19 protein-coding genes and 1 pseudogene are annotated in these 24,579 nt (G+C 68.3%); 10 read left to right on the top strand and 10 right to left on the bottom strand.

Going from position 1 to position 24,579, the window contains the following annotated elements; all coding sequences use genetic code 11:
* A partial coding sequence (locus K2Z83_RS17645) for a M15 family metallopeptidase (protein ID WP_220596506.1) occupies positions 1-1,425 on the top strand: 1,425 nt, incomplete at its 5' end.
* A 205-nt stretch (positions 1,426-1,630) separates the two neighbouring features.
* On the top strand, positions 1,631-2,110 hold the full coding sequence (locus tag K2Z83_RS17640) for a hypothetical protein (RefSeq protein WP_220596505.1): 480 nt from the start codon (positions 1,631-1,633) through the stop codon (positions 2,108-2,110).
* Between the two features lie 60 nt (positions 2,111-2,170).
* Here K2Z83_RS17640 and K2Z83_RS17635 read toward each other — a convergent pair whose 3' ends face one another.
* Positions 2,171-4,264, bottom strand: a complete 2,094-nt coding sequence (locus K2Z83_RS17635; RefSeq protein ID WP_220596504.1) for a glycogen-debranching protein — start codon at positions 4,262-4,264, stop codon at positions 2,171-2,173.
* A 220-nt stretch (positions 4,265-4,484) separates the two neighbouring features.
* On the opposite strand from K2Z83_RS17635, the gene K2Z83_RS29165 reads away from it, so the two are divergent.
* A complete protein-coding gene (locus K2Z83_RS29165) occupies positions 4,485-5,879 on the top strand; it encodes a serine/threonine-protein kinase (RefSeq protein WP_255604168.1) in 1,395 nt (464 codons plus the stop codon).
* 14 nt (positions 5,880-5,893) lie between these two features.
* Here the strand turns inward: K2Z83_RS29165 and K2Z83_RS29160 are convergent.
* Together K2Z83_RS29160 and K2Z83_RS17625 are read right to left on the bottom strand one after the other, a co-directional pair.
* Positions 5,894-5,977 (bottom strand): annotated as a pseudogene (locus K2Z83_RS29160) (ATP-binding cassette domain-containing protein); the annotation flags it as partial.
* Positions 5,978-6,072: 95 nt separating this feature from the next.
* Positions 6,073-7,839 (bottom strand): efflux RND transporter periplasmic adaptor subunit, encoded by a 1,767-nt coding sequence (locus K2Z83_RS17625; RefSeq protein WP_220596503.1) that lies wholly within the window; start codon positions 7,837-7,839, stop codon positions 6,073-6,075.
* A gap of 692 nt (positions 7,840-8,531) precedes the next feature.
* Here K2Z83_RS17625 and K2Z83_RS17620 point away from each other — a divergent pair.
* The 3 genes from K2Z83_RS17620 to K2Z83_RS17610 all read left to right on the top strand — a co-directional run bounded on the left by K2Z83_RS17620 (position 8,532) and on the right by K2Z83_RS17610 (position 10,353).
* On the top strand, positions 8,532-8,894 hold the full coding sequence (locus tag K2Z83_RS17620; RefSeq protein ID WP_220596502.1) for a hypothetical protein: 363 nt from the start codon (positions 8,532-8,534) through the stop codon (positions 8,892-8,894).
* Between the two features lie 215 nt (positions 8,895-9,109).
* Positions 9,110-10,045 (top strand): aldo/keto reductase, encoded by a 936-nt coding sequence (locus tag K2Z83_RS17615; protein ID WP_220596501.1) that lies wholly within the window; start codon positions 9,110-9,112, stop codon positions 10,043-10,045.
* Between the two features lie 23 nt (positions 10,046-10,068).
* Entirely contained in the window at positions 10,069-10,353 is a 285-nt protein-coding gene (locus K2Z83_RS17610; RefSeq protein WP_220596500.1) for a DUF1905 domain-containing protein, read from the top strand.
* 253 nt (positions 10,354-10,606) lie between these two features.
* On the opposite strand, the gene K2Z83_RS17605 is transcribed toward K2Z83_RS17610, so the two are convergent.
* From K2Z83_RS17605 to K2Z83_RS17595, 3 genes are read right to left on the bottom strand one after another with little or no spacing between them, the layout of a single operon-like run.
* Positions 10,607-10,975 (bottom strand): response regulator, encoded by a 369-nt coding sequence (locus tag K2Z83_RS17605; RefSeq protein WP_255604167.1) that lies wholly within the window; start codon positions 10,973-10,975, stop codon positions 10,607-10,609.
* Between the two features lie 15 nt (positions 10,976-10,990).
* A complete protein-coding gene (locus K2Z83_RS17600) occupies positions 10,991-12,643 on the bottom strand; it encodes an ATP-binding protein (protein WP_220596499.1) in 1,653 nt (550 codons plus the stop codon).
* Between the two features lie 3 nt (positions 12,644-12,646).
* Positions 12,647-13,720 carry a PstS family phosphate ABC transporter substrate-binding protein gene (locus K2Z83_RS17595; protein WP_370650197.1) on the bottom strand — a complete coding sequence of 358 codons (1,074 nt, stop codon included), beginning with the start codon at positions 13,718-13,720 and terminating at the stop codon, positions 12,647-12,649.
* Between the two features lie 543 nt (positions 13,721-14,263).
* Here K2Z83_RS17595 and K2Z83_RS17590 point away from each other — a divergent pair.
* Entirely contained in the window at positions 14,264-17,485 is a 3,222-nt protein-coding gene (locus K2Z83_RS17590) for a S41 family peptidase (protein WP_220596497.1), read from the top strand.
* A 22-nt stretch (positions 17,486-17,507) separates the two neighbouring features.
* On the opposite strand, the gene crcB is transcribed toward K2Z83_RS17590, so the two are convergent.
* From crcB to K2Z83_RS17570, 4 genes are all read right to left on the bottom strand, one after another.
* Positions 17,508-17,891 (bottom strand): fluoride efflux transporter CrcB, encoded by a 384-nt coding sequence (gene crcB / locus K2Z83_RS17585; RefSeq protein WP_220596522.1) that lies wholly within the window; start codon positions 17,889-17,891, stop codon positions 17,508-17,510.
* 186 nt (positions 17,892-18,077) lie between these two features.
* Entirely contained in the window at positions 18,078-19,430 is a 1,353-nt protein-coding gene (locus K2Z83_RS17580; RefSeq protein WP_220596496.1) for a GH1 family beta-glucosidase, read from the bottom strand.
* Between the two features lie 54 nt (positions 19,431-19,484).
* Positions 19,485-20,528 carry a LacI family DNA-binding transcriptional regulator gene (locus tag K2Z83_RS17575; protein WP_220596495.1) on the bottom strand — a complete coding sequence of 348 codons (1,044 nt, stop codon included), beginning with the start codon at positions 20,526-20,528 and terminating at the stop codon, positions 19,485-19,487.
* 159 nt (positions 20,529-20,687) lie between these two features.
* Entirely contained in the window at positions 20,688-21,446 is a 759-nt protein-coding gene (locus tag K2Z83_RS17570; RefSeq protein ID WP_220596494.1) for a 3-hydroxybutyrate dehydrogenase, read from the bottom strand.
* Between the two features lie 198 nt (positions 21,447-21,644).
* On the opposite strand from K2Z83_RS17570, the gene K2Z83_RS17565 reads away from it, so the two are divergent.
* The 3 genes from K2Z83_RS17565 to K2Z83_RS17555 all read left to right on the top strand — a co-directional run bounded on the left by K2Z83_RS17565 (position 21,645) and on the right by K2Z83_RS17555 (position 24,464).
* Positions 21,645-22,373, top strand: coding sequence for a DUF4397 domain-containing protein (locus K2Z83_RS17565; RefSeq protein WP_220596493.1), 729 nt, complete (start codon positions 21,645-21,647; stop codon positions 22,371-22,373).
* A gap of 300 nt (positions 22,374-22,673) precedes the next feature.
* A complete protein-coding gene (locus K2Z83_RS17560; RefSeq protein ID WP_220596492.1) occupies positions 22,674-23,336 on the top strand; it encodes a hypothetical protein in 663 nt (220 codons plus the stop codon).
* A 78-nt stretch (positions 23,337-23,414) separates the two neighbouring features.
* Positions 23,415-24,464, top strand: a complete 1,050-nt coding sequence (locus K2Z83_RS17555) for a hypothetical protein (protein WP_220596491.1) — start codon at positions 23,415-23,417, stop codon at positions 24,462-24,464.
* Positions 24,465-24,579 lie beyond the last annotated feature (115 nt).

Here is a 24,579-nt window from a genome sequence, read left to right as displayed (position 1 = left end):
CTGTGGCTCTTCCTCTACGGCGAGACCTACAAGCCGCGCGGCGGCGCGCTGAAGATCAACCAAGCCATGCCGCTCCACGCCGCCAAGTTCAAGCTCGGCGCGCCCGTCGGCCCCAACGATGCGACGACGACGGTCGCGGTGGAGGGCCACACCTACAGCGTGCAGCCATTCGCCACCGACCTGATCTTCTACGAGGGCACCCAGTACGCCGCCATCCAGAGCATGAACGCGCAGTTCGACGACGCCGCCGCCGAGATCCCGGCCACGGGCACGGCGCGCGCCCTGCTGGAGGCCAGCTACCGCATCTCGATCGCCACCACCGAGAAGCGGACCGGCGCCCTGACCCACACCAAGGTGCTGCGGCCCGACTGGCGCTTTCACCTGGTGGCCAAGAACGGCCACCTCGGCCCGCCCCTGAGCGACAACTACATCTTCACCGCCGACCAGCAGTACGCCGTCCAGGTCTTCGCCGCCGACACGCTCTATACGCCCATGAGCGACCAGGCCGGCTGCGAGCAGCTGAACCTGACCGACCCGGCCCACCCGGCGCTGAATGCGCTCTGGGGCGAGACCTATCGGTTTATGGGCGTGCCCTTCGACGCCAACTCGCCCTGGCACAAGAAGGCGGTCGAGGCGCGGATCGGCGTGCCGCTCAGCGCCACCTACACGCTGGCCCACGGCGGGGCGAACTACGCGGTGCAGGTCTGGACGCTGGACACGCTCTACGCCGGGCCCGACGGCCAGATCAAGCGCATGAGCGAGCTGCCGATGGTCGCCGAGGCCCAGAGCTGGGCACCGGCCCAGCCGAAGCCCATCCCGCCCACGCCGCCGAACCCGCTGCCGCCGGTGGTGCCGCCGACTAGCGCCGGCGCCCCGCGCCCGAACGACATCAACTGGCCGCCGCGGCCCGACTTCGACTTCCTCAAGGACAAGGGCGGCTCGCGCGAGAAGGCCCTCGGCCATATCGCGTATGTGCGCACCAACGGCGACAATATCCGCATCACCAACGACTTCGCCAACAACATCATCAAGATCAACATCCCGCAGCTTGCCAAGGTCAAGGGCGGCGGCAACGGCGACATCATGTTCCACCGGGTGGCGGCGGATCAGATGAAGCGGCTGTGGGCGGCATGGGAGGCGGCCGGGCTGCTGGGCAAGGTGCTGGGCTGGTCCGGATCATTTGTGCCGCGCACCATCCGCAACAACCCGCGCGTGCTGAGCAACCACGCCTACGGCACGGCCTTCGACATCAACGTGCCCTGGAACGGCCTGCTGAAGATCGCGGCCCTGGTGGGCCAGCAGGGCTCGGTGCGCGAGCTGGTGCCGCTGGCCAACGCCCACGGCTTCTACTGGGGCGGCCACTGGAACTATGACGGCAAGGGCGCATCCGATGGCATGCACTTCGAGTGGGCGGTGCCGCGCTGAAATAAGGTCACAGGGAATAGGCGGTAGGGCACGGGGGTAGGTTCATCCTGTGCGCTCCTCGAGACGCAGGGATGGGTGGCGACGCCACCCATCCCTGCATCTTTACACTGCTTGGCTAAGGTTCATCGGCGCTTTACTCTGCCTGTCCCCTGTCCCCTTATGTTACGATACTCCGTATCGGTGATCTGTCTGTACGGAGGCTGCGATGACTGATATTCGATCACATGATGTGGGCGACCCGAGCCTGGCGGGCAAGGGCCGGGGCCGATCGCAGGTGCTGCTGGTGGTGCTCGGCGATGACCCGCGCCCGCCCGCCGATGCCCTAGCCGCCTACACGGCCCCCGGCGCACCCCTGCTCCCCAACTATCATATCGACCGGCGGGGCCAGATCAGCCGCCTGGTAGAGGATGGACGCGCCGGTCGCGGCCTCGGCGAGGCGATCTACGCGGGCTTCTCCCAGCGCATCGACCCCTTCGCGGTGAGCGTGCTGCTCCAGAAGCGCCCCACGGCCGGCTACGACGGCCCGCTGCTGCGCGCCCTCGACGCGCTGCTCAGCGACCTGCGCGCCCGCTACTGGCTCGATGACTCGGCGATCGTCCGCATGGTGCATGCGGGGGGCGGCCCGCCCCGAGTGACGCCCTACGTCACCCCGCCCGCCCCGAGAATTGCAGATTGCAGATTGTAGATTGTAGATTGCAGATGAGCCGGAGATCCTGTCCAATCCGCAATCCGCAATCTGCAATCATCACCCCCGCGGGCTGCGCAGCACCACGACGGAGCGCGCGCCGACGGTGTAGTGCGGCGCGACGATCTCGATCTCATGGCCGGGCGCAACGATGTCGTGGGGGCTGGGAAGCCGCGTGTCGGCCACGCGCAACCAGCCGCGCGGCGGGCGCTCGGCGATCCAGAACTCCAGATCCTCCCAGTAGGCGTTGATCATCACGTACAGGTCGTCGTCGCCGACACTGGCGCCGCTCAGGAAATAGGCCAGGGTGTGCGAGTGGCCGGCCTGGTCGGGCGGGCCATCCACCCCGTACCAGCGCACGTCGTCGCGCCAGTAGCGCGAGCGCATGATCGTCGGGTGAGCTTTACGGAAGGCGATCATCTTCTGGAAGAAGCGGAAGATGTCGCGGTTCTGCTCAAGCAGATCCCAGTTCAGCCAGGTGATCACGTTGTCCTGGTTGTAGGGGTTATTGTTACCGTGCTGCGTGTTGAGGAACTCGTCGCCCGCGCAGAACATGGGCGTGCCGTTGGAGAGCATCAGGAGACTGAAGAAGTTCTTCACCTGGCGCCGGCGCAGCGCCAGGGTCTCCGGCGGCGCCCCCTCGTCGCCCTCCCAGCCACAGTTCCAGCTGTAGTTGATGTCTGAGCCATCCGTACTATGATGCCCGTTGGCCTCGTTGTGCTTCTCGTTGTAGGCCGTCAGGTCGTAGAGGCAGAAGCCATCATGGGCGGTGATGAAGTTCACGCTCTGGTAGGGCCGGCAGGCATCGTGCAGCGAGTCCGGGAAGAGGTCGTCGCTGCCGTAGAGCCGGCGCATCAGGGCGGGGACGAGGCCATCGTCGCCCTTCACAAAGCCGCGCACATCGTCGCGGAACTTGCCGTTCCACTGGAGCCAGGTCTGGCCGGGGAAGGTTCGGCCCAGCTGGTAGGACCCGATGTCCCATGCCTCGGCCACCAGCTTGATGTCGTTGTAGCGGGCCATGGTGCTGATCTCAGCCACCACCGCCGGGTCGAGCGTGTTCACCGAGCCGTCATTGTTGCGGGTGAGGATGGAGGCCAGGTCGAAGCGGAAGCCGTCCACGTGCATGTGCTGGGCCCAGTGGATGAGGCTGCTGAGGATAATGCCGCGCGGGCCAGGGTTGGCGCAGCGCAGCGTGTTGCCGGTGCCGGTGTCGTTGATGTACTCGCGCCGGTCGGGCTGGAGCAGGTAGTAGCTGCGATTGTCGATCCCGCGGTAGCAGTAAGTCGGCCCGGTCTGGTCGCCCTCGCTGGTATGGTTGTAGACCACATCCAGCCAGACCTCAATGCCGGCCTCGTGCATGGCCCGCACCAGCAGGCGGAACTCGTCGATCGGCGCGCCGTCCGCGTAGTCGTGGTGCGGCGCGAAAAAATTGAGGGTCATGTAGCCCCAGTAGTTGCCCTCCTGGGGGTCGAACTGGTGGACGGGCAGCAGCTCCACGACGGTGATGCCAAGCTCCTGCAGGTAGGGGATCGTATCGATCAGGCCGAAGAAGGTGCCGCGGCGGGCCTCGGAGACCCCCGAGCTCGGGTGCGCGGTGAAGCCCTTGACGTGCAGCTCGTAGACGATCGACTGGTAGGTGTGACGTGGGCGAAGGTCGTCGCCCCAGTCGAAGGATGTCAGCGGGCCGCCGGCGATGCGCGCCGGAAGCACGCCCAGTGGAGCCCTGCCGTCGGTGCGCAGGCCGGGCGTGCAGGCGGCGGCCCTGGCGTAGCCCTTGGGGAAGAAGACCTCGGTGGCAAAGGGGTCGATCAGGATCTTCGAGCGGTCGAAGCGGTGCCCGGCCATCGGGTCGTTCGGCCCGTCCACCCGATAGGCGTAGTAGCGCGCGTCGGGGATGGCGTCGCCGGGCACCCAGCAGTGCCAGACTCGGGCGGTCTTATGCTTCAGATAGTCGAGGCGGTACTCGTAGCAGGGGTTGAAGACATCGCCCTCGCGGTAGAAGAGCAGGGTCACGCTGGTAGCGTGGCGCGAGTAGAGCGCGAAGTTATAGCCCCGGCGCGCGTGAACCCAGGTTGCCCCCATCGGAGCCGGCGAGCCCTCCTCCTGCTGCCAGTCCACCACCGGCCGCAGCAGCCCCGCGTTGACATCGGTCATAGGTCGATCCCTCCAGCATCCCCCGGTGTCATTCCGGGCGCTCATCCTATGATAGCGCATCGGGGACATTGCCTGGTTACACCCGCGCCGTGGGCGCGCGGATCGGCATGCGCAGGCCATGCGTAGCCTGATCAGCGATATGCTCAACGTTCATAATAAAGACTGCGTATGATAAAATGCCTGTCAGGCGCGTATAGAGCCTTGCACACGGGCTGCTCCTATGCTGAGAACCCTGATCAACCAGCACCTCGGGCGCTACACAATCATAGAGCTTCTGGGGCGCGGGGGCATGGCGGCGGTCTACCGCGCCACCGACACAGTGCTCCAGCGCGATGTGGCCCTCAAGGTGCTCTACCCGCAGTATAGCGACGACGCATCCCTCGCCGAGCGGTTCAGCCGCGAGGCGATCACCGCCGCCGCCCTGGAGCACCCGCATATCGTCCCGGTCTACGATGTCGGCGAGCACGACGGCATGGCCTACATCGCCATGAAACTGCTCAGCGGCGAGACTCTTCAGGATCACCTCCAGCGGGAAGGCGCGATCAGCCCGGGCGAGCTCAGCCAGATCCTGCGGCCCGTCGCCGACGCGCTCGACTACGCCCATAGCCGGGGGGTGATCCACCGCGACATTAAGCCGGGGAATATCTTCCTGAGCCAGGCGGCCGCAGGCCCACGCACGGTGATGCTGACCGATTTCGGCATCGCCAAGCGGCTCGACACCCCCGGCCTCACGACCACCGGCGCCCTGATCGGCACGCCCGACTACATGGCCCCCGAGCAGATCGCCGGCAGGCCGGTGGACGCCCGCACCGACGTGTACGCCCTGGGGATGCTGGCCTACCGCGCGCTCACCGGCAGGCGCGCCTTCGAGGGCAGCACGCAGGATGTGCTGATGGGCCACCTCTACCGCCAGCCGCCCACACCGAGCAGCGTCGCCCCCGGCCTGCCGGTGGCCCTCGACCCGGTGCTGCTGCGCGCCGTGGCGAGCGATGTGTCCGCCCGCTTCCCCAGCGCCGGCGCATTTGTCCAGGCCCTCGATGCGGCGAGCGAGGCGACGTCCGTCGGTCGCCCGCCGGCCCTCGCGCCGGCCGCCAGCATAGCGGCCCCCCCAGCCCCCAGCGTCAACGGCGCAACCACCAGGGTCAATCCGGTGGCGCAGGCCGCCCGCATAGCGCAGCCGGTGATCAGACAGGGCGCAGACACACCCGTGGCGAACGCGACGACGGCACCCACGGGCGGCCGGGCCGCCCCGGCGAGCTCGCGCGGCGGCGCCACACCCTGGATCGTGGCGATCATCCTGGCCCTTGTGGCCGGCGGGCTCGCCGTCGCCCTGGGGTTTATGATCGGCGGCCAGCAGGGCGGCGCGGCGGCCGGCGGCGCGCTGGTTGCGACCGCGACGGTGCCCCAGAGCCCGACGCCGAGCGTCACCGCCGTGCCCACCCTGGCGGCCACGGCAGCCCCGACGGAGGATGTCGGCGGGGCACCGGCGTCGTCCGGCCGCGTCGCGCAGCCCAGGAGGGTAAGGGGCAGCAGGCAGCAGATGAGCTTGCGCGCCCGCACCAGCGAGAGGTCGTCGCCGACCAGGCTGGCCACCTCCTCGCCGTCCAGCACATAGCTGCCGGCGGTGGGCACGTCCAGGCAGCCGATCATGTTCATCAGGGTGCTCTTGCCGCTGCCGCTCGGCCCGATGATCGCCACGAACTCGCCGGGCATAATGTCGAAGGAGACGCCCTGGAGCGCGCCGACCTCGATGTCGCCCATGTGGTAGACCTTGGTCATATCGCGGATCGCGATCATTGGTCGCATCGCTACCTCCCAAACATCCCGCCGCCGCTCGGCTTCGTCGCCTGCGCGCCCGGGTTTGCCACCACCGTCTCGCCCGCGCTCAGCCCGCTCAGGATCTCGGTGCTCACGCCGTCGCTCAGGCCGATCGTCACGTCCACCTCGCGGGTGGTGCCGTCGGGATTGGGCACCAGCACCACCCGGCCGGCGCCCTTGGGCTGGAGGGCGGTGTTCGGCACCAGCAGGGCGCCCTCGCGGGTCGCGGTGACGATCTCCAGGTTGGCGGTCATGCCCACCTTCACCTGGGCGTCGGCGTCGGGGAAGGAGACGCGCACCCGGTAGGTCACCACGTCGTTGGTCGTCTCGGCGGCCGGGGCGATGTAGCTCACCGTGCCCTGGGCGCTCCAGCCCGAGATCGCGTCGATCGTTAGGGCGACCGGCTGGCCAAGCTGCACCATGGCGATGTCGTTCTCGTTCAGCTTCAGATCGACGTGCAGCGGGTCGCGGTTGACCAGGGTCAGGGCGGGCGTGCCGCTACCGACGGCGCTGCCGGGCACGATGTCGACCTGGGTGACGACGCCGGCGAAGGGCGCGGTGAGGGTGGCGTTCTCGAGCTGGAGGCGGGCCTGGGCCAGGGACTGCTCGGCCTGGGCCACGCTGGCCCGCTCGATCGTCAGGTCGCTGGCGGTGGCCGGCGCGGTCAGCTGATCCAGGTTGGCCTGGGCCTGGGCCACGCTGGCCTGGGCCACGGCCACATCGGCGGCGGTGCCGCCCTGGCGCAGCTTCTGGAGGCTGGCCTTCGCCTGGTCGACGCTGGCCTGGGCCTGGATGAGCTCGGCCTCGGTGGCCCCCTCCCTGGTGACGCGCAGCTTCGTCTCGGCCTCGCGCAGCTGCGACTCGGCCTTGGCCACGCCGGAGACCTCGTCCTGCCGGGCCTGCTCGTAGGCCAGCTGGGCCTGGGACAGGCTCTCCTCGGCGCTGCCCACCGCGCGCAGGGCGGAGGCCTCGCTGTCCTTGTCGGCCTGGGGCAGGTCGCCGGGGCGGCGCTCCTTCTCGCGGTTGTCCCAGTAGATCCGGCTGTACTCGTCCTGCCGGTCGCGCAGGGTGTCGGCGGCCTGCTGCGCCGCAGAGTCGGCCTTCTGCTTGGCGACGGCCAGGCCGGTGCGCTGGGACTGCATGTTGGCGACGGCCTGGTCGTAGCTGGCCTGGGCCGAGGCGAGCGCGTCGGCCTTGGGCTGGGCCCTCAGGTCGTCGAGCTTGGCCTGGGCCGAGCGCAGCTGGGCCTCGGCGTCGGCGATGTCGGCGGCGGTGGTGTTGTTGGTGCGGGCCCTCTGCAGGCTGGCCTGGGCGCTGTCCAGGCTGGCCTGCGAGGCGGCGACCTGCTCGGGGGTGGCGTTGCCGGCCTGCTGCTGCTCCAGGCGGGCCCGGGCGCTGGCCAGGCTGGCCTCGGCGCTGGCCACCTGGGACGCCAAGTCGCGGCTGTCGATGCGGGCCAGGGGCTGGCCGGACGCCACCAGATCGCCCTCGCTCACCAGCACCTCCGTCACGCTGCCGCTGGCGCGGAAGGGCAGATCGATCGTCTGCTCGGCGGCGATCGTGCCGCTGCCGGCGACGCTGGCGGTGAGCGTGCCCAGGCTGACGGTCGTCGTCGTGCCGCCGCCGGCGGCCGGCGCGGGCGCCTGGCGGGTGACGAGCAGGGCGGCGATCAGGGCCAGGACGATCACGGCGACCCCGCCGGCGATCCAGCGGCCGCGCCCGGCGGCGCGCCCGCGGGGGATGGTGGTCGTTGCCATTCGCTTGCTCCTTCGATGCGTGTGTGGCCGTCGTGTCGGCGGCTCTGCACCTAAGGATAGCCCCGCGCCGCCGCCGGCGCATCAGGGGAAGCGATGAGCCCGACCTCACAGCTTCGGGCGGCGGAGGATCACCCATTCGGGTGATCGCTGCGAGGGCTGCTGCAACGCCCTGGGGCGCAGTCCCATGCGCATCAACGTAAGCCCTGGCCCCCCCAGAATTTCTTGTTAGGCATGGTTCAGAATCGGGCGTTTCAGCGTGACATTGATCCGTACTGCGTGATCCGTGATGCGCCGCGTGCAGGTCACGGATCATACAGTACGGATCACAGACAAACTGTCACGTGCGTTTGAAACATGCCTTAGCGCGAATAAGTCCTGGGTTAACCTATGCGCAGAGGTGTGCCTCAGCTCGCGACTAAAGTCGCAGCGCGGAGGCCTCTGGCCAACCGCCCGCCTCCGCGGGCGGTTCCGGCGTCGGCGCAGGCCGACGCCCAGCGCGCCGCGCCGCGCCGGCGCGACTTCAGTCGCCAGCCGGTGGGGCTTGACCCAGGACTTATTCGCGCTAACAACCCTTTCTCTGACCCATCATCCGAACTACACGCGGTAATGAATTGATTCGCCTAACAGCTATAATCACACCTGCGCCAACGGGCGCGATCGCGCTAGCCAAACAATGCAGAAAGGAACGTCGCATGGCCACACGCCTCACCCCGGTTGACCCACACACCCTCGCCGCAGACCGCGCAACCCTCAAAGCACTCCAAGGCCTGAGCGACTATCAGCCCACCAACTCAGCCTACAGCGTAGAGGCGGCCCTGCTGCTTGAGCAGGCCCTGACCCAGGCCGAGCTTGCCGACTACCGGGCCGAGGAGGCCCGTCTCCAGACCCGCAGCGTGCGGAACGAGACCGGCGACGCCTTCCACAGCGTCATCCTCGGCATCAAGGCCCAGGTGATCGCCCAGTACGGCGACGACTCCTACGCCGTCAAGGCGATCGGGCTGACCCGCCGGTCTGAGCGCAAGCGGCCGACGCGCCGGAAGGTGGCCGGGGCGTAGGCCTCGCCGCGGCGACGAAGAGGGGTTTTCGCAGGGGGCTTCGCCCTTGCGAAAACCCCTCTTTGTTCTAGGGCGCGCGCCAGCGCAGGACAGTGCCGCCCTGGCCGAGCAGGGCGCTGCCGGGGAAGACGCGCAGATTGTGACATACGCTTTGTGGTACCATAGGCGGGCCGACGAACCTCCAGCCTGTACCACCTTCGATAGAGGAGCAAGCGATGATGCCTCCCCCCGCGCCGCTGGCGGCGCGCCCCCTCGGCCGCACCGGCCTGTCCGTCACCCCGCTGTGCATCGGCTGCGCGCCGCTGGCCAGCATGCCCGACACCTTCTACCCCGTCTCCGAGGCCCAGGCGCTCGACGCGCTGCGGGCGGTCTTCGCCGGCCCGATCAGCTTTCTCGACACGGCGGCGGCCTACGGCGACGGCGAGAGCGAGCGGCGGATCGGCCTGGCCATGGCCGAGGTCGGCGGCCTGCCGCCCGGCTTTGTGCTCGCCACCAAGGCCGACCGCGACCTGGACAGCGGCGACTTTAGCGGCGACCAGACCCGCCGCTCAGTGGAGCGCAGCCTGCGCCTGCTGGGCGTCGAGCGGCTCCAGCTTGTCCACCTGCACGACCCAGAGTACGCCGGCCAGCGCTTCGAGGAGATTATGGCCCCCGGCGGCGCGGTCGATGTGCTGCGCCAGCTCAAGAGCGAGGGTCTGATCGGGGCGATCGGCATCGCCGCCGGGCCGATCGACATGATGATGCGCTACGTGGGCACGGGCGCCTTCGACGTGGCGCTGACCCACAACCGCTACACCCTGGTCGACCGCTCGGCCGAGCCGCTGCTGGATCTGGCGGCGGCGCGCGGGGTGGCCCTGCTGAACGCGGCGCCCTACGGCGGCGGCATGCTGGCCAAGGGGCCGGACGCCTGGGGCAAGTATATGTACCGCGAGGCCCCGCCGGAGCTTGTGGATCGCGTGCGGCGCATGGACGCCGCCTGCGCGGGCCACGGCGTGCCCCTGGCCGCCGCCGCGCTGCAGCTCTCCCTGCGCGACCCGCGCATCGCCTCGACGATCGTCGGCATCACCCGCGCTGAGCGCGTGGCCCAGATGGTCGAGCTGGCCAGCCTGTCTGTCCCCGATGTGCTCTGGGCTGAGCTGGCGGCGATCTGAGCTGATGCGAGGGCATATCACCAATGGATATCACGTTCGACGGCGAGCTGTGGGTATGGAAAGGCCCCGCCCCATGGTACTTCGTGACCGTCCCGGCGCAGCAGTGTCACGATCTGCGCACTATCGCAGGATCTGTGACGTATGGCTGGGGGATGATTCCGGTGCAGGTTCGGATCGGCAAAACCACATGGAAGACATCGCTGTTTCCCAAAGATGGCTCCTACCTTGTGCCCGTCAAAGCGAGCGTGCGTAGGGCAGAGCACCTTGAGCAGGGCGACACGGTGACGATACGGCTTGAGGTTTGCTGAGCGCTAGGGCACAGACGCGATGACTGGGCTACTTCAACGTTTCTGGATGGCTTCAGTGTGAGCGTGGACGAAGTGCTGGTTGCCAAATAGCCGAAAAAGGGCTTGACATACCTGCCGAAGCCCCACCCGACACGCCCTCGACCGATCATTCGGTCGAGGGCGTGTGTTTGTCCATCAGGACGAGGGGAAGATGGCGTGGAATGGCGCATCCTGTGTGTAGATGCGGATCGCCCACCTGCATCATTAGGCGCCCCTACGCCGTCAGGTAGGTGCGCACCTTGAGGATCATTGTCTCGTAGTCTATCGGCTTGGCCAGGTAGTCCGCACAGCCAACATGGATCGCCCGCGAGATCTCGTTGTGGGTGACGTGGCCGGTCACGGCGATCACCGGCACGTGGGACAGGCCGGGGTCGGCCTTCAGTTGCTCGGTGGCGCCCCAGCCATCAAGCTTGGGCATGGCGAGATCCATCAGGATCAGGTCTGGCATCTCATTGGCGGCCAGCTCCAGGGCGTGTAGCCCATCGGTGGCGCAGACCGTCCGGTAGCCGCTGATCGTGAGCATCTGGGCGATGATGGTGCGGTTGTCGTGGTTATCGTCAACGACGAGAATGGTCTTTATCATGATGGAAGCTCCTGGCTAGTCGATGGCCTCGGCGCTGATCGGGGCGAGTGTGCTGCTGCTTGGAAGTGAGACGCGGAAGGTTGACCCCTGGCCCGGTGCGCTCTCGACGCTGATGTCGCCGCCGAGGGCCAGGCAGAGCTGGCGGCTCAGGGCCAGGCCCAGGCCGGTGCCCTCGAAGCGCCGAGTCACCGAGGAGTCGATCTGGCTGAAGGGCTGGAAGAGCTTGACCTGCTGCTCGGCGGCGATGCCGATGCCGGTGTCGATCACCTCGAACAGGAGGCCGGAGGCCGGAGGCATCAGGATTGCCTCCTGTCTGACGCGCAGCGTCACCTCGCCACTATCGGTGAACTTGGCGGCGTTGGCGAGCAGGTTGAAGAGCACCTGGCGCAGCTTCGGCCCGTCGGTCTCGATGACGCCGATGTCGGGCGGGCACTCGACGCGCAGGGTGTTGCCCTGACGGCGCATCAGCGGATCGACAATGTCGGCTGACTCGCGGGCGAGGGCGCAGACGTTGACCGTCGTAATATCTAGGTCGATCTTGCCCTGCTCGATCTTCGAGAAGTCGAGCACGTTGCTGATCACGGTGGTTAGGTGGCGGCCGGCACCGACGATGCGGTCGAGCTGGGTGATCATCTCCTGGTTGATGCCGTTGCTTATGGCCCCCATCCGCAGCAGCTGGGCGTAGCCGAGGATGGCGTTCAGCGGCGTGCGCAGCTCGTGGCTCATAGTGGCCAGGAACATGCTCTTGGCCTGGCTGGCGGCCTCGGCGGTGGCCTGGGCGCGCTGGGCCTCTTCCTCGGCCTGCTTGCCGCGCCGCAGGTCGTCGGTGAGCTGCTCCTGGAGCCGCAGGCTGGCCTGGAGCTCGGTGTTGCGCTGCTCAAGGGCACCGCGCTGCTCGCGCAGGCTGTCGACCATCCGGTTGAAGCTCTGGGCCAGCGCGCCGAGCTCATCACGGCTCAGCACCTGGACTTTCCGCTCAAGGTCGCCCGCCGCCACCTGAGCCGTCGCGCTGGTGAGCCGGCCGATACGCAGGGCGATCCGCCCGGAGAGCATCAGCCCAATCACCGCCGAGATCAGGCTCGTCAGGGCGGTGTCGCCCATAATCACGGTGCGGGCCCGCTCGTAGGTTGTCCGCACGTCCTCGAGCGCGTCGGTGGCCTGGGTCTGCCCCTCGGCCGCCAGATCGCTCATCGCCATGTCGAGCTTGTCGTAGAGCGGGTTCATGCGCGAGTAGAAGGGCTGCACGCTGCCGGTGTTGGCCAGCCCGGCGGCGGGGATAAAGCTTATGTAGTTGGTGGTTACGACCTGCTGCCAGGCTCTAACCACTTGGTCGAACCGCGTGCCCTCGCTATCAGAGGTGATCAGCGGCTGGTAGCCAGCGAAGTGGCTGGCCATCTCCGTCTCTAGCGTGCCCATCTTCTGCTTGCTGCGATCTTTGTCGTAGGGGTTGCTGTAGATCAGATACTCAAGCTGGGCGACCCGATAGCGGTTGATCACGGTGGTGATCTTGGCGATCGTGTCGAGCGAGGGGATGGTCTGCTGCTCGACGAAGGTGGCCCGTGTGTTCATCATGGCCATCTGCTGCGCGGCGAACCAGCCCAGGCTGACCATGAGCAGCAGGTCGAGGGCGAAGGCCGCCAGCAGCTTTGCGCGGATCGAGCTGCGCATCGCCTACTGTCTCCCCTCAAGCTGGAGGATCTCCTCGATCGAGACGCCGACCTGCGACCCGCCGCTGAAGACTGAGCCGGTGATTCGGTTCTCGACCCGCCGGGCGACCAGGGGGTAGGCGCTGTCGGGCAGTGGGATGTAGCGGGCCTGGCGCACCAGGGCCGGCCCGTTGGTCAGGTAGAAATCGATGAAGGCGTGTACCTCGGGGCGATCCAGCGCGTCGGCCCGCACGTAGAGGAAGATCGGTCGCGAGAGCGGCTGGTAGCTGCCGTCGGCGATGCTGGTCGCGCTGGGGGCCACGCAGCCCTCGCCATTGTCGATCTCCAGGGCGCGCAGCCGTCCTTCATACTCGACATAATACGCATAGCCAAAGAATCCGAGGCCAGCAGGATCTGCGGCGAGATCCTGGGCGAGCAGATAGTCGTCCTCGCTGGCAACATAGTCCTTGCGGCTCGATCGCTCGGTGCCGACAATGGCGTGGGTGAAGTAGTCGAAGGTGCCCGAGTCGCCGCCGGCCCCGTAGAGGCTGATCGGCGTGTTGGGCCAGCCCTGGTGTAGCTGGCTCCAGCGCGTCACCACGCCCTCAGCCTCTGGTGCCCAGAGCGCTTTCAGCTCGGCCACCGTGACGCAGCTAGCCCAGGTATTATCTGGGTGAACCATCACCGAGATGCCGTCAAAGGCGATTGGCAGCTCGATATAGCCGATGCCGGCCTGGGCGCATGCCTGGGCCTCGTCGGCGCTGATCGGGCGTGAGGCGTCGGAGATCAGCGTCTCGCCGGCGCAGAACTTCTTAAATCCACCGCTTGATCCGCTTACGCCCAGGCGAATCTCGACCTGGGGTGCGAAGCTGCGGAAGGCGATGCTGGCGGCCTCGGTGATCGGGAAGACGGTGCTGGAGCCGTCGATGATGATCGTGCCGCTTAGCTGCTCAGGTGTGCCGGCGGGCGGGGCGAGGGTTGCGGTCGTACGTACAGGTGTCGTAGGCTGGGGGGCTGCGGTGGTAGGCTGGCCGGGGGGGGGCGGCTGGGCGGCCGTGGACTGGCTGGTTGGCGGCTGAGCGGCGCAGGAGGCAAACACCAGACACGCCAGGAGAATCATGAGGGCCGACGAGTGTCTCACATAAACCCCGAATTCGCGCAGGCAGCCCGCCGTCTCAATCACCCGGCGACGGGGGCATTCTGTCTGCGTCGACAGCGGGCCGCTATGAAGGTGAAACGCATGCCTTGGCCATTGTATGCCTCATACGTTAAATCTTCATTAAGGGTCAGTGAACGCTCGACAACACTTCTCCGGCGTCTGCCACGGCGTGATGCTACAATGGGAGAGGATCGGAGAGGGCGCGCCCTCTCCGAAAAGATTGTTCGCGCGAAAAAGCTTTGGGTCAAGCCCCCCGGCTGGCGACTGAAGTCGCGCCGGCGCGGCGCTGCGCGCCGGGCGTCGGCCGCCGCCGACGCCGGAACCGCCCGCGTCGGCGGGCGGTCGGCCGCAGGCCCCCGCGCTGCGACTTCAGTCGCCAGCGCAGGGGCGCTCCCAGCACGCACCGCTTGACCCAGGGCGTATGCGCGCCCTCTCCGAAAAGATTCCCCCTATGCGTGCCGCTTGGGCATAGAAAGCAGAACGATGACCCAGGGCTACTACCGCTTCCCGACTATTCATAGCGACACGGTGGTGTTTGTGTGTGAGGACGACCTCTGGTCGGTGGGCGCGGGCGGCGGCGTGGCCCGCCGGCTGACCGCCAACCCCGGCGAGGCGCTGCGCCCGGCCCTCTCGCCCGACGGCCTGTGGCTGGCCTTCACCGGGCGCGACGAGGGCGGCCCCGAGGTCTATGTGATGCCCGCCGTCGGCGGGCCGTCGCGCCGGCTGACCTTCCTCGGCGCGGCGCGCACCCAGGTGGCCGGCTGGTCGCCCGACGGCGCGGAGATCATCTTCTCGAGCGAGGCCGGGCAGCCCTTCGCCGGCATGCCCCGGCTCTTCGCCGTGCCCTACCTCGGCGGCGACCCGCGCGTGCTGCCCACCGGCCCGGCCCTCAGCATCAGCTACGGCCCGCGGGGCGGCGCGGTGATCGCCCGCAATGTCACCGACCTGGCCCGCTGGAAGCGCTATCGCGGCGGCCGCACCGGCGACCTCTGGGTGAGCCCGGAGGGCGGCGATGACTGGCGTCGCCTGATCAAGCTCAGCGGCAACCTGGCCGCGCCGATCTGGATCGGCGAGCGGATCTTCTTCGTGAGCGACCACGAGGGCGTGGGCAATATCTACTCGTGCCTCGACACGGGCGATGATCTGCGCCGCCACACCGACCACGCCGACTTCTATGTGCGCCACCCCTCCAGCGACGGCCGGCGGATCGTCTACCACGCCGGGGCCGACCTCTGGCTGCTCGACCCGGCCAGCGGCGAGCGGCGGGTGATCTCGGTTGAGCTGCACAGCCCGCAGCCCCAGCGCAAGCGCCGATTCGTGTACGCCACCGTGCGCGGCCAGGCATTCGCCATGGGCAACTGGGACGGCGCCACGGTGCAGTACGGCGATGAGTCGGGCCGCGCCCGCCTGCTGCGCTACCTCCACGACGGCAAGCGCCTGCTGCTGCTGGGCGACGCCGGCGGCGAGGAGGCGCTGGAGATCCATCAGGTGGACGGCTCCGCGCCGCCGCGCCGCCTCGATGGCCTGGATATCGGCCGCCCCCTGCGCCTGCGCCCCTCGCCCAAGGCCGACCTGGCCGCGATCACGAACCAGCGCCACGAGCTGCTGCTGGTCGACCTGGAGGCGGCCACGGCGCGCGTGCTTGACCACAGCCCCCACGGGCGGATCAATGGGGCCGCGTGGTCGCCCGATGGCCGCTGGCTGGCCTACAGCTACCCGGACACCCGCCGCACCCGCGTGATCCGGCTCTGCGAGGTGGCCAGCGGCGCGGTCCACACCCTCACCCGCACCCTGCTCTACGACACGGCCCCCGCCTGGGACCCCGAGGGCAAGTTCCTCTACTTCATCGGCAAGCGCGACTTCGACCCGGTGCGCGACCAGGCCCAGTTCGCCTGGGCCTTCCCGCGCATGGCCCGCCCCTACCTGATCACCCTGCGCGCCGAGCTGGCCTCGCCGTTTGAGACGGGCGGGGTGACGAAGGGGAACGGGAGCACGAAGGACGCGAAAGATCCGAAAGACGCGAACGCGAAGGGCGCGGATAGCGCGAACACAGAGGGCGAGAAGCCGGAGGGCGAGCAGCCAGAGGGTGAGAAGATCGAGAAGCCGGAGGAGAAGGGAATCCAGATCGACCTGGAGGGCATCGTCGAGCGGGTGGTAGCCTTCCCGGTGCCGGTCGGCATCTACGGCCAGGTGGCCGGGGTCAAGGGCAAGGCCATCTTTACCAGCTACGCGATGCGCGGCGCGCTCAGCGGCAACGGCGATGACTCCGGCCGCCTGGAGGTCTACGACTTCGCCGAGCGCAGCTGCGAGACGTTGATCGACGGCATCTCCAGCTTCACGCTCTCGCAGGACGCGCGGGCGATGGCCTACCGCAGCGGGCGGCGCCTGCGCGTGATCAAGGCCGGCGAGAAGCCGAAGGATAACGGCGGCCCCGGCCGCAAGAGCGGCTGGGTCGACCTCGGCCGCGTCAAGGTGGAGCTGTCGCCGCCCCAGGAGTGGCGTCAGATCTACCGCGAGGCCTGGCGCCTCCAGCGCGACCAGTTCTGGAGCGAGGATATGTCCGGCGTGGACTGGCAGGCGATCTACCTGCGCTACCTGCCGCTGATCGACCGGGTGGCCACCCGCGGCGAGGTCTCCGACCTGCTCTGGGAGATGCAGGGCGAGCTGGGCACCTCGCACGCCTACGAGATGGGCGGCGACTACCGGCCCTCGCCCTCCTACCGCCAGGGCTTCCTCGGCCTGGACATGGGCTATGATGGTGCCAGCGACAGCTACACAATCACGCGCGTGCTGCCCGGCGATGTCTGGGACGAGCGGGCCTCGTCGCCGCTCTCCCGCCCGGGCCTGGGCGTGTCCGCCGGCGACCGGCTGCTGGCGATCAACGGGCGCCGCCTGGGGCGCGGGCGCGGGCCGGGCGAGCTGCTGGTGAACCAGGCCGGCGCCGACCTGCTGCTCACTATCGCCCCGGCCGACGGCGGCGAGCCGCGCACGATGACCGTGAAGGCGATGGGCTCGGAGGGGCTGCTGCGCTACCGCACCTGGGTCGAGGCGAACCGGGCCGCCGTCCACGCGGCCACCGGGGGCCGGGTGGGCTACCTGCACATCCCGAACATGGGGCCGTGGGGCTACGCCGAGTTCCACCGCGGCTACCTGATGGAGAGCACCCGCGAGGGCCTGGTGGTGGACGTGCGCTACAACGGGGGCGGCAGCGTCTCGCAGCTGCTGATCGAGAAGCTGGCCCGACGCCGCCTGGGCTACGATGTGTCGCGCTGGGGCCAGCCCGACCCCTACCCCGCCGACTCGCTGATCGGGCCGGTGGTGGCGATCACCAACGAGGGCGCCGGCTCGGACGGCGATATCTTCAGCCACGTGTTTAAGCTGCTGGGCCTGGGGCCGCTGGTCGGCAAGCGCACCTGGGGCGGGGTGATCGGCATCAACCCGATCGACCGCCTGGCCGACGGGGCCATCACCACGCAGCCCGAGTACTCGTTCTGGTTCCCGGACGTGGGCTGGGGCGTGGAGAACTACGGCACCGACCCGACGATCGAGGTCGAGATCGCGCCTCAGGACTATGTCGCCGGGCGCGACCCGCAGCTGGAGCGGGCGATCGCCGAGGCGCTGCGGCTGATGGCCGAGAGCCCGCCGCAGCTGCCGGAGTTCGGCCCGCGGCCCCGGCTGGGCCTGCCGCCCCTGCCCGAGCTGTGATCGCCCCGCCCCAGTCGCGCGGCTACCCGCCGAGCAGCAGGCGCACCGCGCCGGCCCCGAGGAAGACGGCGGCGAGGCCGAGGCCGAGGCTGCCGGCCATATAGACCGCCGCGCTCTGCCAGTCCCCGCCGCCGATCAGGGCGTAGGCCTCGTAGCCGAAGCTGGAGAAGGTGGTGAATCCGCCGAGCAGCCCGGTGACGAGCAGCAGGCGGAGCGGCTCGCTGAGGCTGACCCTGGTTGCGGCCAGGGTCAGCAGGGCGCCGATCACCAGACATCCGACGATGTTGACGACCAGCGTGCCGTAGGGGAATGCGCCGCCGAGGCGCTGCGACACCCAGCCCGATAGCAGATAGCGCAGGTTGGCGCCCACGGCCGCGCCCACGGCCACCGCGATCATATTGAGCATGGGGCCGCCCCATCTGGCCGCCTGCGCTGGCTGGCCCTCGCGCTCCTCTGGTTCTGTCTGCACATACTACCCTTTCTCCCCACCCTGCGTTGTTTGTTCCTAGCAGGCGCATGCTGCACTGATGCTGCTGCGGCGCGGCTACGCCGCGCCGCAGCAGCATCAGTTTTCTATGGGCATACCCTCACGTTACCCGTCGAGCCCGTTGCGGGCGATCACATCGCGGTACCAGAAGAAGCTGTCCTTCGGCGTCCGCCGCTGGGTCTCGTAGTCCACATAGACTGCGCCGAAGCGCTGGGCGTAGCCGTGGCCCCACTCGAAGTTATCCATCAGCGACCACTGGAAGTAGCCGGCCAGGGGCACCCCGGCGGCGATGGCGCGCTGGCAGGCGGCGAGGTGCTGGCGCAGGTAGTCGATGCGCCGCACATCGTGGATCCGCCCGTCCGCGCCTGGGCCGTCCAGGTAGCTCACGCCATTCTCGGTGATGTAGAGCCTCGGCACATCGTAGGCGCTGTAGAGGCGCAGCAGCAGCGTGTAGAGCCCCTCGGGGTAGATCTCCCAGCCCATCTCGGTGCGCGGCACATCGAGGCGCACCGGCTGCCATTCGCCGGGGCCGGCGCCGGCCGCCATCACCTCGCGGGTGTAGTAGTTCACCCCCAGGAAGTCGGTCGGCGCGGCGATGATGTCCATGTCGCCGGGCTGCACGAAGCTCAGGCCCTCGGGCAGGTAGCCGGCCCCCAGATAGGCCGCGACCATGTCCGAGGGGTAGCCGCGCCCGTAGACCGGGTCGAGGAACCAGCGGTTGAAGTAGCCGTCGAAGGCGCGGGCGGCGTCGCGGTCGGCCGGGCTATCGGAGGCGGGCACGGACGCGGTGAAGTTCAGGGTGATGCCAACCTGGGCGCCGGGGCTGTAGCGGCGGATCTCGGGCTCGGCCAGGCCGTGGGCCAGCAGGGCGTGGTGGCTGGCGGCCAGGGCGTCCGGCCAGCTCCGTCGGCCGGGGGCGTGCTCGCCGCCCTCGTAGCTGAGCATGCTCACGCACCAGGGCTCGTTGATCGTGATCCAGTGCTTCACTCGGTCGCCGAGGGCCTGGGCCACCACGCCGGCGTACTCGGCGAAGGCCTCGGCGGTGGCGCGGGCCGGCCAGCCGCCGGCGTCCTCCAGGGCCACCGGCAGATCCCAGTGGTAGAGCGTCGCGAAGGGGGTGATGCCGCGCTCCAGCAGGGCGTCCACCTGACGGCTGTAGAAGTCGAGGCCGGCCTGGTTCACCTGGCCGCGCCCATCGGGCAGGACGCGCGGCCAGGCGATGCTAAAGCGGTAGGCGTCGACGCCCATCGCGGTGAGCAGCCCGAAGTCCTCCTCCCAGCGGTGGTAGTGGTCGCAGGCCACATCGCCGGTGGCCCCGTCCCGCGTCTTGCCAGGCGTGTGGCTGAAGCGGTCCCAGATGCTCTCGCCGCGCCCGCCCTCGTGGATCGCCCCCTCGATCTGGTAGGCCGCCGTCGCCGCCCCCCAGACAAACCCGGCGGGGAAGGTGGTTGCTGTCATTGGATGAGCCCTCGCTTCTTGGTTATGGGATCGCTCTCAATAGTATACCGTGCCCTACCCACGCGCGCCACACGACGCGCGCACCACCAGCTGGGTTGGCAGGATCTGGAGGCGCTGCTGCGGCTCAGGCGACTCGATCTGCGCGATCAGGGCGCGCACGGCGGCGGCCCCAAGCTCGATGATCGGCTGGCGCACCGTCGAGAGGGGCGGGCTCGCGTAGGCCGCCGTGGGCAGATCATCAAAGCCCACCACGGCGATGTCCTCGGGCACGCGCAGGCCAGCCTCCGCGATCGCGCGCAGCGCGCCGATCGCCATCGTATCGCTGGCCACAAACACCGCCCGCGGGCGATTGGGCAGCGCGATCAGCGACCGCATCGCGATGTAGCCGCCCTCCTGGCTAAAGCCGCCCTCTACCAGGAGCTCCGGGCTGATCGGGATGCCGGCGGCGAGGAGCGCCTGCTTATAGCCATCGCGCCGGGCCTGCCCGGCCATCATCAGCAGGGAGCCGCTGATCGTGGCGATGTCCCGGTAGCCCAGGCCGATCAGGTGATCCACCGCCAGGCGCGCGCCCTCCCGGTTATCCACATCCACCGACACAATCCCCTCAAGGTAGGGGTGCTGGCCGATCAGCACCAGCGGCATCCGGTCGCGGATCAGCCGGGGCAGCAGCGGGTCGTCGATGTCGCTCGAGAGCATCAGGACGCCGTCGAAGTGCTGCCCACGCAGCACCTGGTTGTAGAAGCGCTCCTCGTGATCGGGCGTGACCATCGAGAGCATAAGGAAGTAGCCCCCGCTGATGCATCCCTCGCTGATACCCTGGAGGGCCAGGGCGAAGAAGGGGTCGGTGAAGATCTGGGCGGCGCTGCGCGGGATCACCACGCTGATCGCCCGTGAGCGGGCCGAGGCCAGCGATCGTGCCGCCGCGTTCGGCGTATAGTCCTGAGTGCGGATCACCTCAAGCACGCGCTCGCGGACATGCGGGCGCACGCTGGGGTGGTTGTTGAGCACCCGCGAGACGGTCGAGCGCGAGACATCGGCGAGGCGGGCGATCTCCTCGATGGTCACGCCGGTGCTTTCTCGTCGCTGCTTCTCATGCATTGAAAGCGCTCCCAAAGAATGACACAACTATAGAGGGTGCGATGCCATCATGTCAATAGGCTCTATCAGCTGCCGGTGGGGCGCGGGGGAGATCTCGCCGCCCCGTAGGATGGCCCGTCGGATGTTAGCGGCGAAGCCGCCAACATCCGACACCCAGGGCTAGCGCGCCGTCCAACCCAGCGCCATCTCAAAGACGGAGCCGCTCATACTGCCGGCCTCATCGGCGCAGAGGAAGCGCACCATGTCCGCGACCTCCTCGGGCTCGATCAGGCGCTTGATCGCCGCCGGCTCCAGCATCACCTTCTCGACCACGTCCTCGGGGGAGATCCCGCGGGTGCGGGCCTGGTCGGCGATCTGCTTCTCGACCAGGGGTGTGCGCACATAGGCCGGGGCGATCAGGTTCACCGTGATCCCGCACGAACCGCCCTCAAGCGCCGCCGTGCGGGTCAGGCCGAGCAGGCCGTGCTTGGCCGCGATGTAGCCTGCCTTAAAGGGCGACGCCCGCAGGCTGTGGATCGAGCCGATGTTGACGATCCGGCCCCAGCCCCGCCCCTGCATGTCGGGCCAGACATACTTGGTCAGCAGGAAGGGCGCCGTCAGCATCACCGCGATCATCTTCTCCCAGACATCCTCGGGGAAATCGGCGATCGGGTTGATGTGCTGGAAACCGGCGTTGTTCACCAGGATATCCACGCCGCCGAGCTGCGCGCGGGCGGTGTCCACCAGCGCCCGGCAGCCCTCGCGCTGCGACAGGTCGGCCGCCACAAACAGCCCGCCGATCGCCTCGGCCACCGCCGGCCCTGCCTCGCCCGGCAGGTCGGCCACCACCACCCGGTGCCCGGCGCCGGCCAGGCTCTCGGCCACCGCCCGCCCGATCCCGCTCGCTCCGCCGGTGACGATCGCGACACGTCCGCCCATATTGGTGCTCCTCATTGCTCTATACTAGCGACTATCGGCGATTCTATCACAGCCTCTCGCAATGAGCGCGTGTGGCACACATCCTGCTGGGCAATACATCCACAAGAGCTGTGCGCTCGTAGGGTATAACAGCGGTGAATGCACCGAACACGCCCTATGTATCGATCTGGAGCCGCAGAAGAACAAAGGAGTCTCTCTATGCGCCGTCTCGCACTTGCGCTGCTCGCCCTCGTCGCTATGGCCCTGCTCGCGCCGACCGCCCCCGCCGCCCGCGCCCAGACTATGAACATGATCCGGGTGATCCACGCATCGCCGGATGCCCCCGCCGTCGATGTCTTCGTCAACGGCCAGGCCGTGGCCACCAGCGTCCCCTTCTTCACCGCCAGCGGCTACCTGCCCCTGGCCGACGGAACCTACCAGGTCGCGATCTCGCCGGCCGGCAAGGGCACCGACTACTCGGTGCTGGTGGGCGATCTGGAGGTGAGCGGCGGCTACACCGGCACGCTCGTGGCGACCAACACCCTGAGCAATATCGAGGCCGTGCTCTACAAGGACGACCTGAGCGGCGTGGCCGGCGGCAACGCCCGAGTGAACGTCATGCACCTCTCGCCCGACGCGCCGGCGGTGGACATCAAGCTGGCCGGCACGAGCAGCGCCGTCTTCAGCGGGGTCGCCTTCAAGCAGCGCGGCACCGTCGAGGTGCCTGCTGGCAGCTACGCCTTCGACATCAGCCCCGCCGGCAGCGCGGATGTCGTGTTCACCACGCCGAGCCTGCGCTTCGAGAGCGGCTGGATCTACACCCTGGCCGCCACGGGCGAGCTGGGCAAGGGCGGGTTCTGGGTGCAGTCGCGCGTGGATCAGATCCCCGCGCCGATTATGGCCCAGGGCCTGAGCGCCGATAGCTTCGGTAGCTTTACCAGCCGCTAGGTGCGCCGGCGACTCATCGCGAATGACCACTGACGACCGACGACCGGCCACACTGCGCCACAGTGGCCGGTCGTCGGTTTGTGTTATCTGGCTACGAACCACCCCGCTGCAGGCCCGCCCGCACCTCCGCTAGTACTCCTACCCTATGCGAGCGTATACCCTACAGCTGTTTCCCGAGCGCTGCGGCAGGACTATCATCTCTCTGTTGAGATCGCTACGGCGGGCCTATAATCAGGCCATAGCGTTATTGCCCTGTGATCTGTTCCAACACTTCACTTCACATCATACTCGGGAACACCTATGCGAACCCATCTCTTTGCAGCTGCACTTGGCGCGTGCCTGCTGCTCTCGCTCACCCCGCACTATGCCGGCGCTCAGCCGCAGCCCCCTGTCAGCGACCTGCGCGGGGATGCCCTCACCCCGCCCCCGCCCGCTCCCACGCTCTCCGGGATCGCCAGCCGCGGGCCGAGCCAGTATATGGCCGGCACTGTCGCCGTGCAGGTGCTGCTCCCCCAGACCAATGACGCAGCGCACGCCTGGAGCGAGGCCCAGATCGATCAGATCCACAGCCAGATCCAGGCCGCCCTCGACTGGTGGGTCGCGCGGCTGCCCCTCGCCCGCCTCAGCTTCACCGTCCGCATGCGCGTTGTGCCCAGCGCCTATGAGCCGATCGACTATAGCCTCGTGAATGAGGGGCGCTGGATCGGCGACGTGCTCAGGAACCTGGGCTACGTAGGCGGCAGCTACTTTGATCAGGCCTACGCCGCCGACTATGCCCTCCGCGATGAGCTTGGGGCTGACTGGGCCACGACGATCTTTGTGGCCAACAGCGATGGCGATGGGGATGGCTCCTTCCCCGATGGGCGCTTCGCCTACGCCTACATCAACGGGCCGTTTATGGTGCTGACCTCTGATGTTGCGAGCTACGGCGCCACCCGAATAGGCCCCGTCGTCGCACATTAGCTCGCTCATATCTTTGGCGCCCTCGACCAATACGCCGTAGCCGGCGTCGCCTGCACGCAGTCCAGCGGCTACCTCAGTGTGCCGACCACAAACAGCCAGTACAATGGCTGCGGCACCGGGCTGCCGAGCATTATGATCGAGGTTCTGGGCTCATTCCGCGATGGCCAGATCGACCCCTCGGCGCTGGCGCAGCTCGGCTACCGCGATAGCGATGGCGACGGCCTGATCGACCCGCTCGATACTGCGCCTGAGCTGACGCTTGATCCGATGCTCCCGGTCGCCCCCGGCGGGCGTCCGCTGCTCAGCGGGCAGAGCCGCGATATTGGCTTCCCCTCACCCACCCAGCGAGACGTCAGCATCAACGCGATGAGCACGGTCGAGTATCGTGTCGATGGCGGGCCGTGGCTGCCGGCCGAGGCTGTAGACGGAGCCTATGACAGCGGCGATGAGGGCTTCGGCACGGTGCTCCCCCTGTACGATGGCGACTACCTGATCGAGGCGCGCGCCCGCAACAGCGTGGGCGTCACGTCGCCCATGATGAGCGGCCATGTCACGGTGAGCCAGGTTGGCCCGCAGCCCGACTATAACCCGAGCCTCCCGCCGTTCACGCAGAGCGCCGACGTGCAGGTGCGTCTGGATGCGCCACAGGGCACACAGTCTGTGCAGATCAGCGCCGAGCCGGCCTTCAGCGGGGCGGCGTGGCAGAGCTACAGCCCCGAGCTCCCCTTCCGCCTCGATCACCAGGATGGCGCGCAGGTCATCTATGTGCGCTACCGCGACGCCGCCGGCCTCCCGTCGCTGCCCTTCGCCTTGAGCGTGATGCTCGATACGCTGCCGCCGTCCGGATCGGCGAGCCAAGATCCCAATGACCCCAGCCGGCTGATCCTCAACGCCTCTGACGACGGCACCGGCGTGGCCGATGTCGGCATCCAGATTGGCGCGAACGAGCCGCTCTGGCTCGCCTATCAGTCGGACATCAGCCTTAGCGGGCTCGCCGGCCTGACAGCCGCGCCTGCGCCGAGCGCGGGCAGCATGCAGGTGCTGTTCCGCGATGCTGCCGGCAACACATCCGCCCCGTACAATGTCACCTCTACCTATCGGGCCTATCTCCCCCTCGTGGTGCGCTAGCCGCGTCTTGCAATGAGTCCGCCATGCCGTCGGGGCGACCCACCGTGGTCGCCCTTAATTCAGGGCATGGGCAACGTCCAGCGCGCCCCCCTGGCTGGCGACTGACGTCGCGCCG

The organism is Oscillochloris sp. ZM17-4, assembly GCF_019599295.1.
GTDB lineage: Bacteria > Chloroflexota > Chloroflexia > Chloroflexales > Chloroflexaceae > Oscillochloris.
The sequence above is the reverse complement of the archived record's forward strand: the minus strand, read 5'-3'. Positions and strand labels throughout refer to the sequence as shown.

Bases quoted from the DNA above. Each gene is read 5' to 3' on its own strand.
- K2Z83_RS17640 (WP_220596505.1), top strand. From the start codon at position 1,631: ATGACTGATATTCGATCACATGATGTGGGCGACCCGAGCCTGGCGGGC.
- K2Z83_RS17635 (WP_220596504.1), bottom strand. From the start codon at position 4,264: ATGACCGATGTCAACGCGGGGCTGCTGCGGCCGGTGGTGGACTGGCAG.
- K2Z83_RS29165 (WP_255604168.1), top strand. From the start codon at position 4,485: ATGCTGAGAACCCTGATCAACCAGCACCTCGGGCGCTACACAATCATA.
- K2Z83_RS17625 (WP_220596503.1), bottom strand. From the start codon at position 7,839: ATGGCAACGACCACCATCCCCCGCGGGCGCGCCGCCGGGCGCGGCCGC.
- K2Z83_RS17620 (WP_220596502.1), top strand. From the start codon at position 8,532: ATGGCCACACGCCTCACCCCGGTTGACCCACACACCCTCGCCGCAGAC.
- K2Z83_RS17615 (WP_220596501.1), top strand. From the start codon at position 9,110: ATGATGCCTCCCCCCGCGCCGCTGGCGGCGCGCCCCCTCGGCCGCACC.
- K2Z83_RS17610 (WP_220596500.1), top strand. From the start codon at position 10,069: ATGGATATCACGTTCGACGGCGAGCTGTGGGTATGGAAAGGCCCCGCC.
- K2Z83_RS17605 (WP_255604167.1), bottom strand. From the start codon at position 10,975: ATGATAAAGACCATTCTCGTCGTTGACGATAACCACGACAACCGCACC.
- K2Z83_RS17600 (WP_220596499.1), bottom strand. From the start codon at position 12,643: ATGCGCAGCTCGATCCGCGCAAAGCTGCTGGCGGCCTTCGCCCTCGAC.
- K2Z83_RS17590 (WP_220596497.1), top strand. From the start codon at position 14,264: ATGACCCAGGGCTACTACCGCTTCCCGACTATTCATAGCGACACGGTG.
- crcB (WP_220596522.1), bottom strand. From the start codon at position 17,891: ATGCTCAATATGATCGCGGTGGCCGTGGGCGCGGCCGTGGGCGCCAAC.
- K2Z83_RS17580 (WP_220596496.1), bottom strand. From the start codon at position 19,430: ATGACAGCAACCACCTTCCCCGCCGGGTTTGTCTGGGGGGCGGCGACG.
- K2Z83_RS17575 (WP_220596495.1), bottom strand. From the start codon at position 20,528: ATGCATGAGAAGCAGCGACGAGAAAGCACCGGCGTGACCATCGAGGAG.
- K2Z83_RS17570 (WP_220596494.1), bottom strand. From the start codon at position 21,446: ATGGGCGGACGTGTCGCGATCGTCACCGGCGGAGCGAGCGGGATCGGG.
- K2Z83_RS17565 (WP_220596493.1), top strand. From the start codon at position 21,645: ATGCGCCGTCTCGCACTTGCGCTGCTCGCCCTCGTCGCTATGGCCCTG.
- K2Z83_RS17560 (WP_220596492.1), top strand. From the start codon at position 22,674: ATGCGAACCCATCTCTTTGCAGCTGCACTTGGCGCGTGCCTGCTGCTC.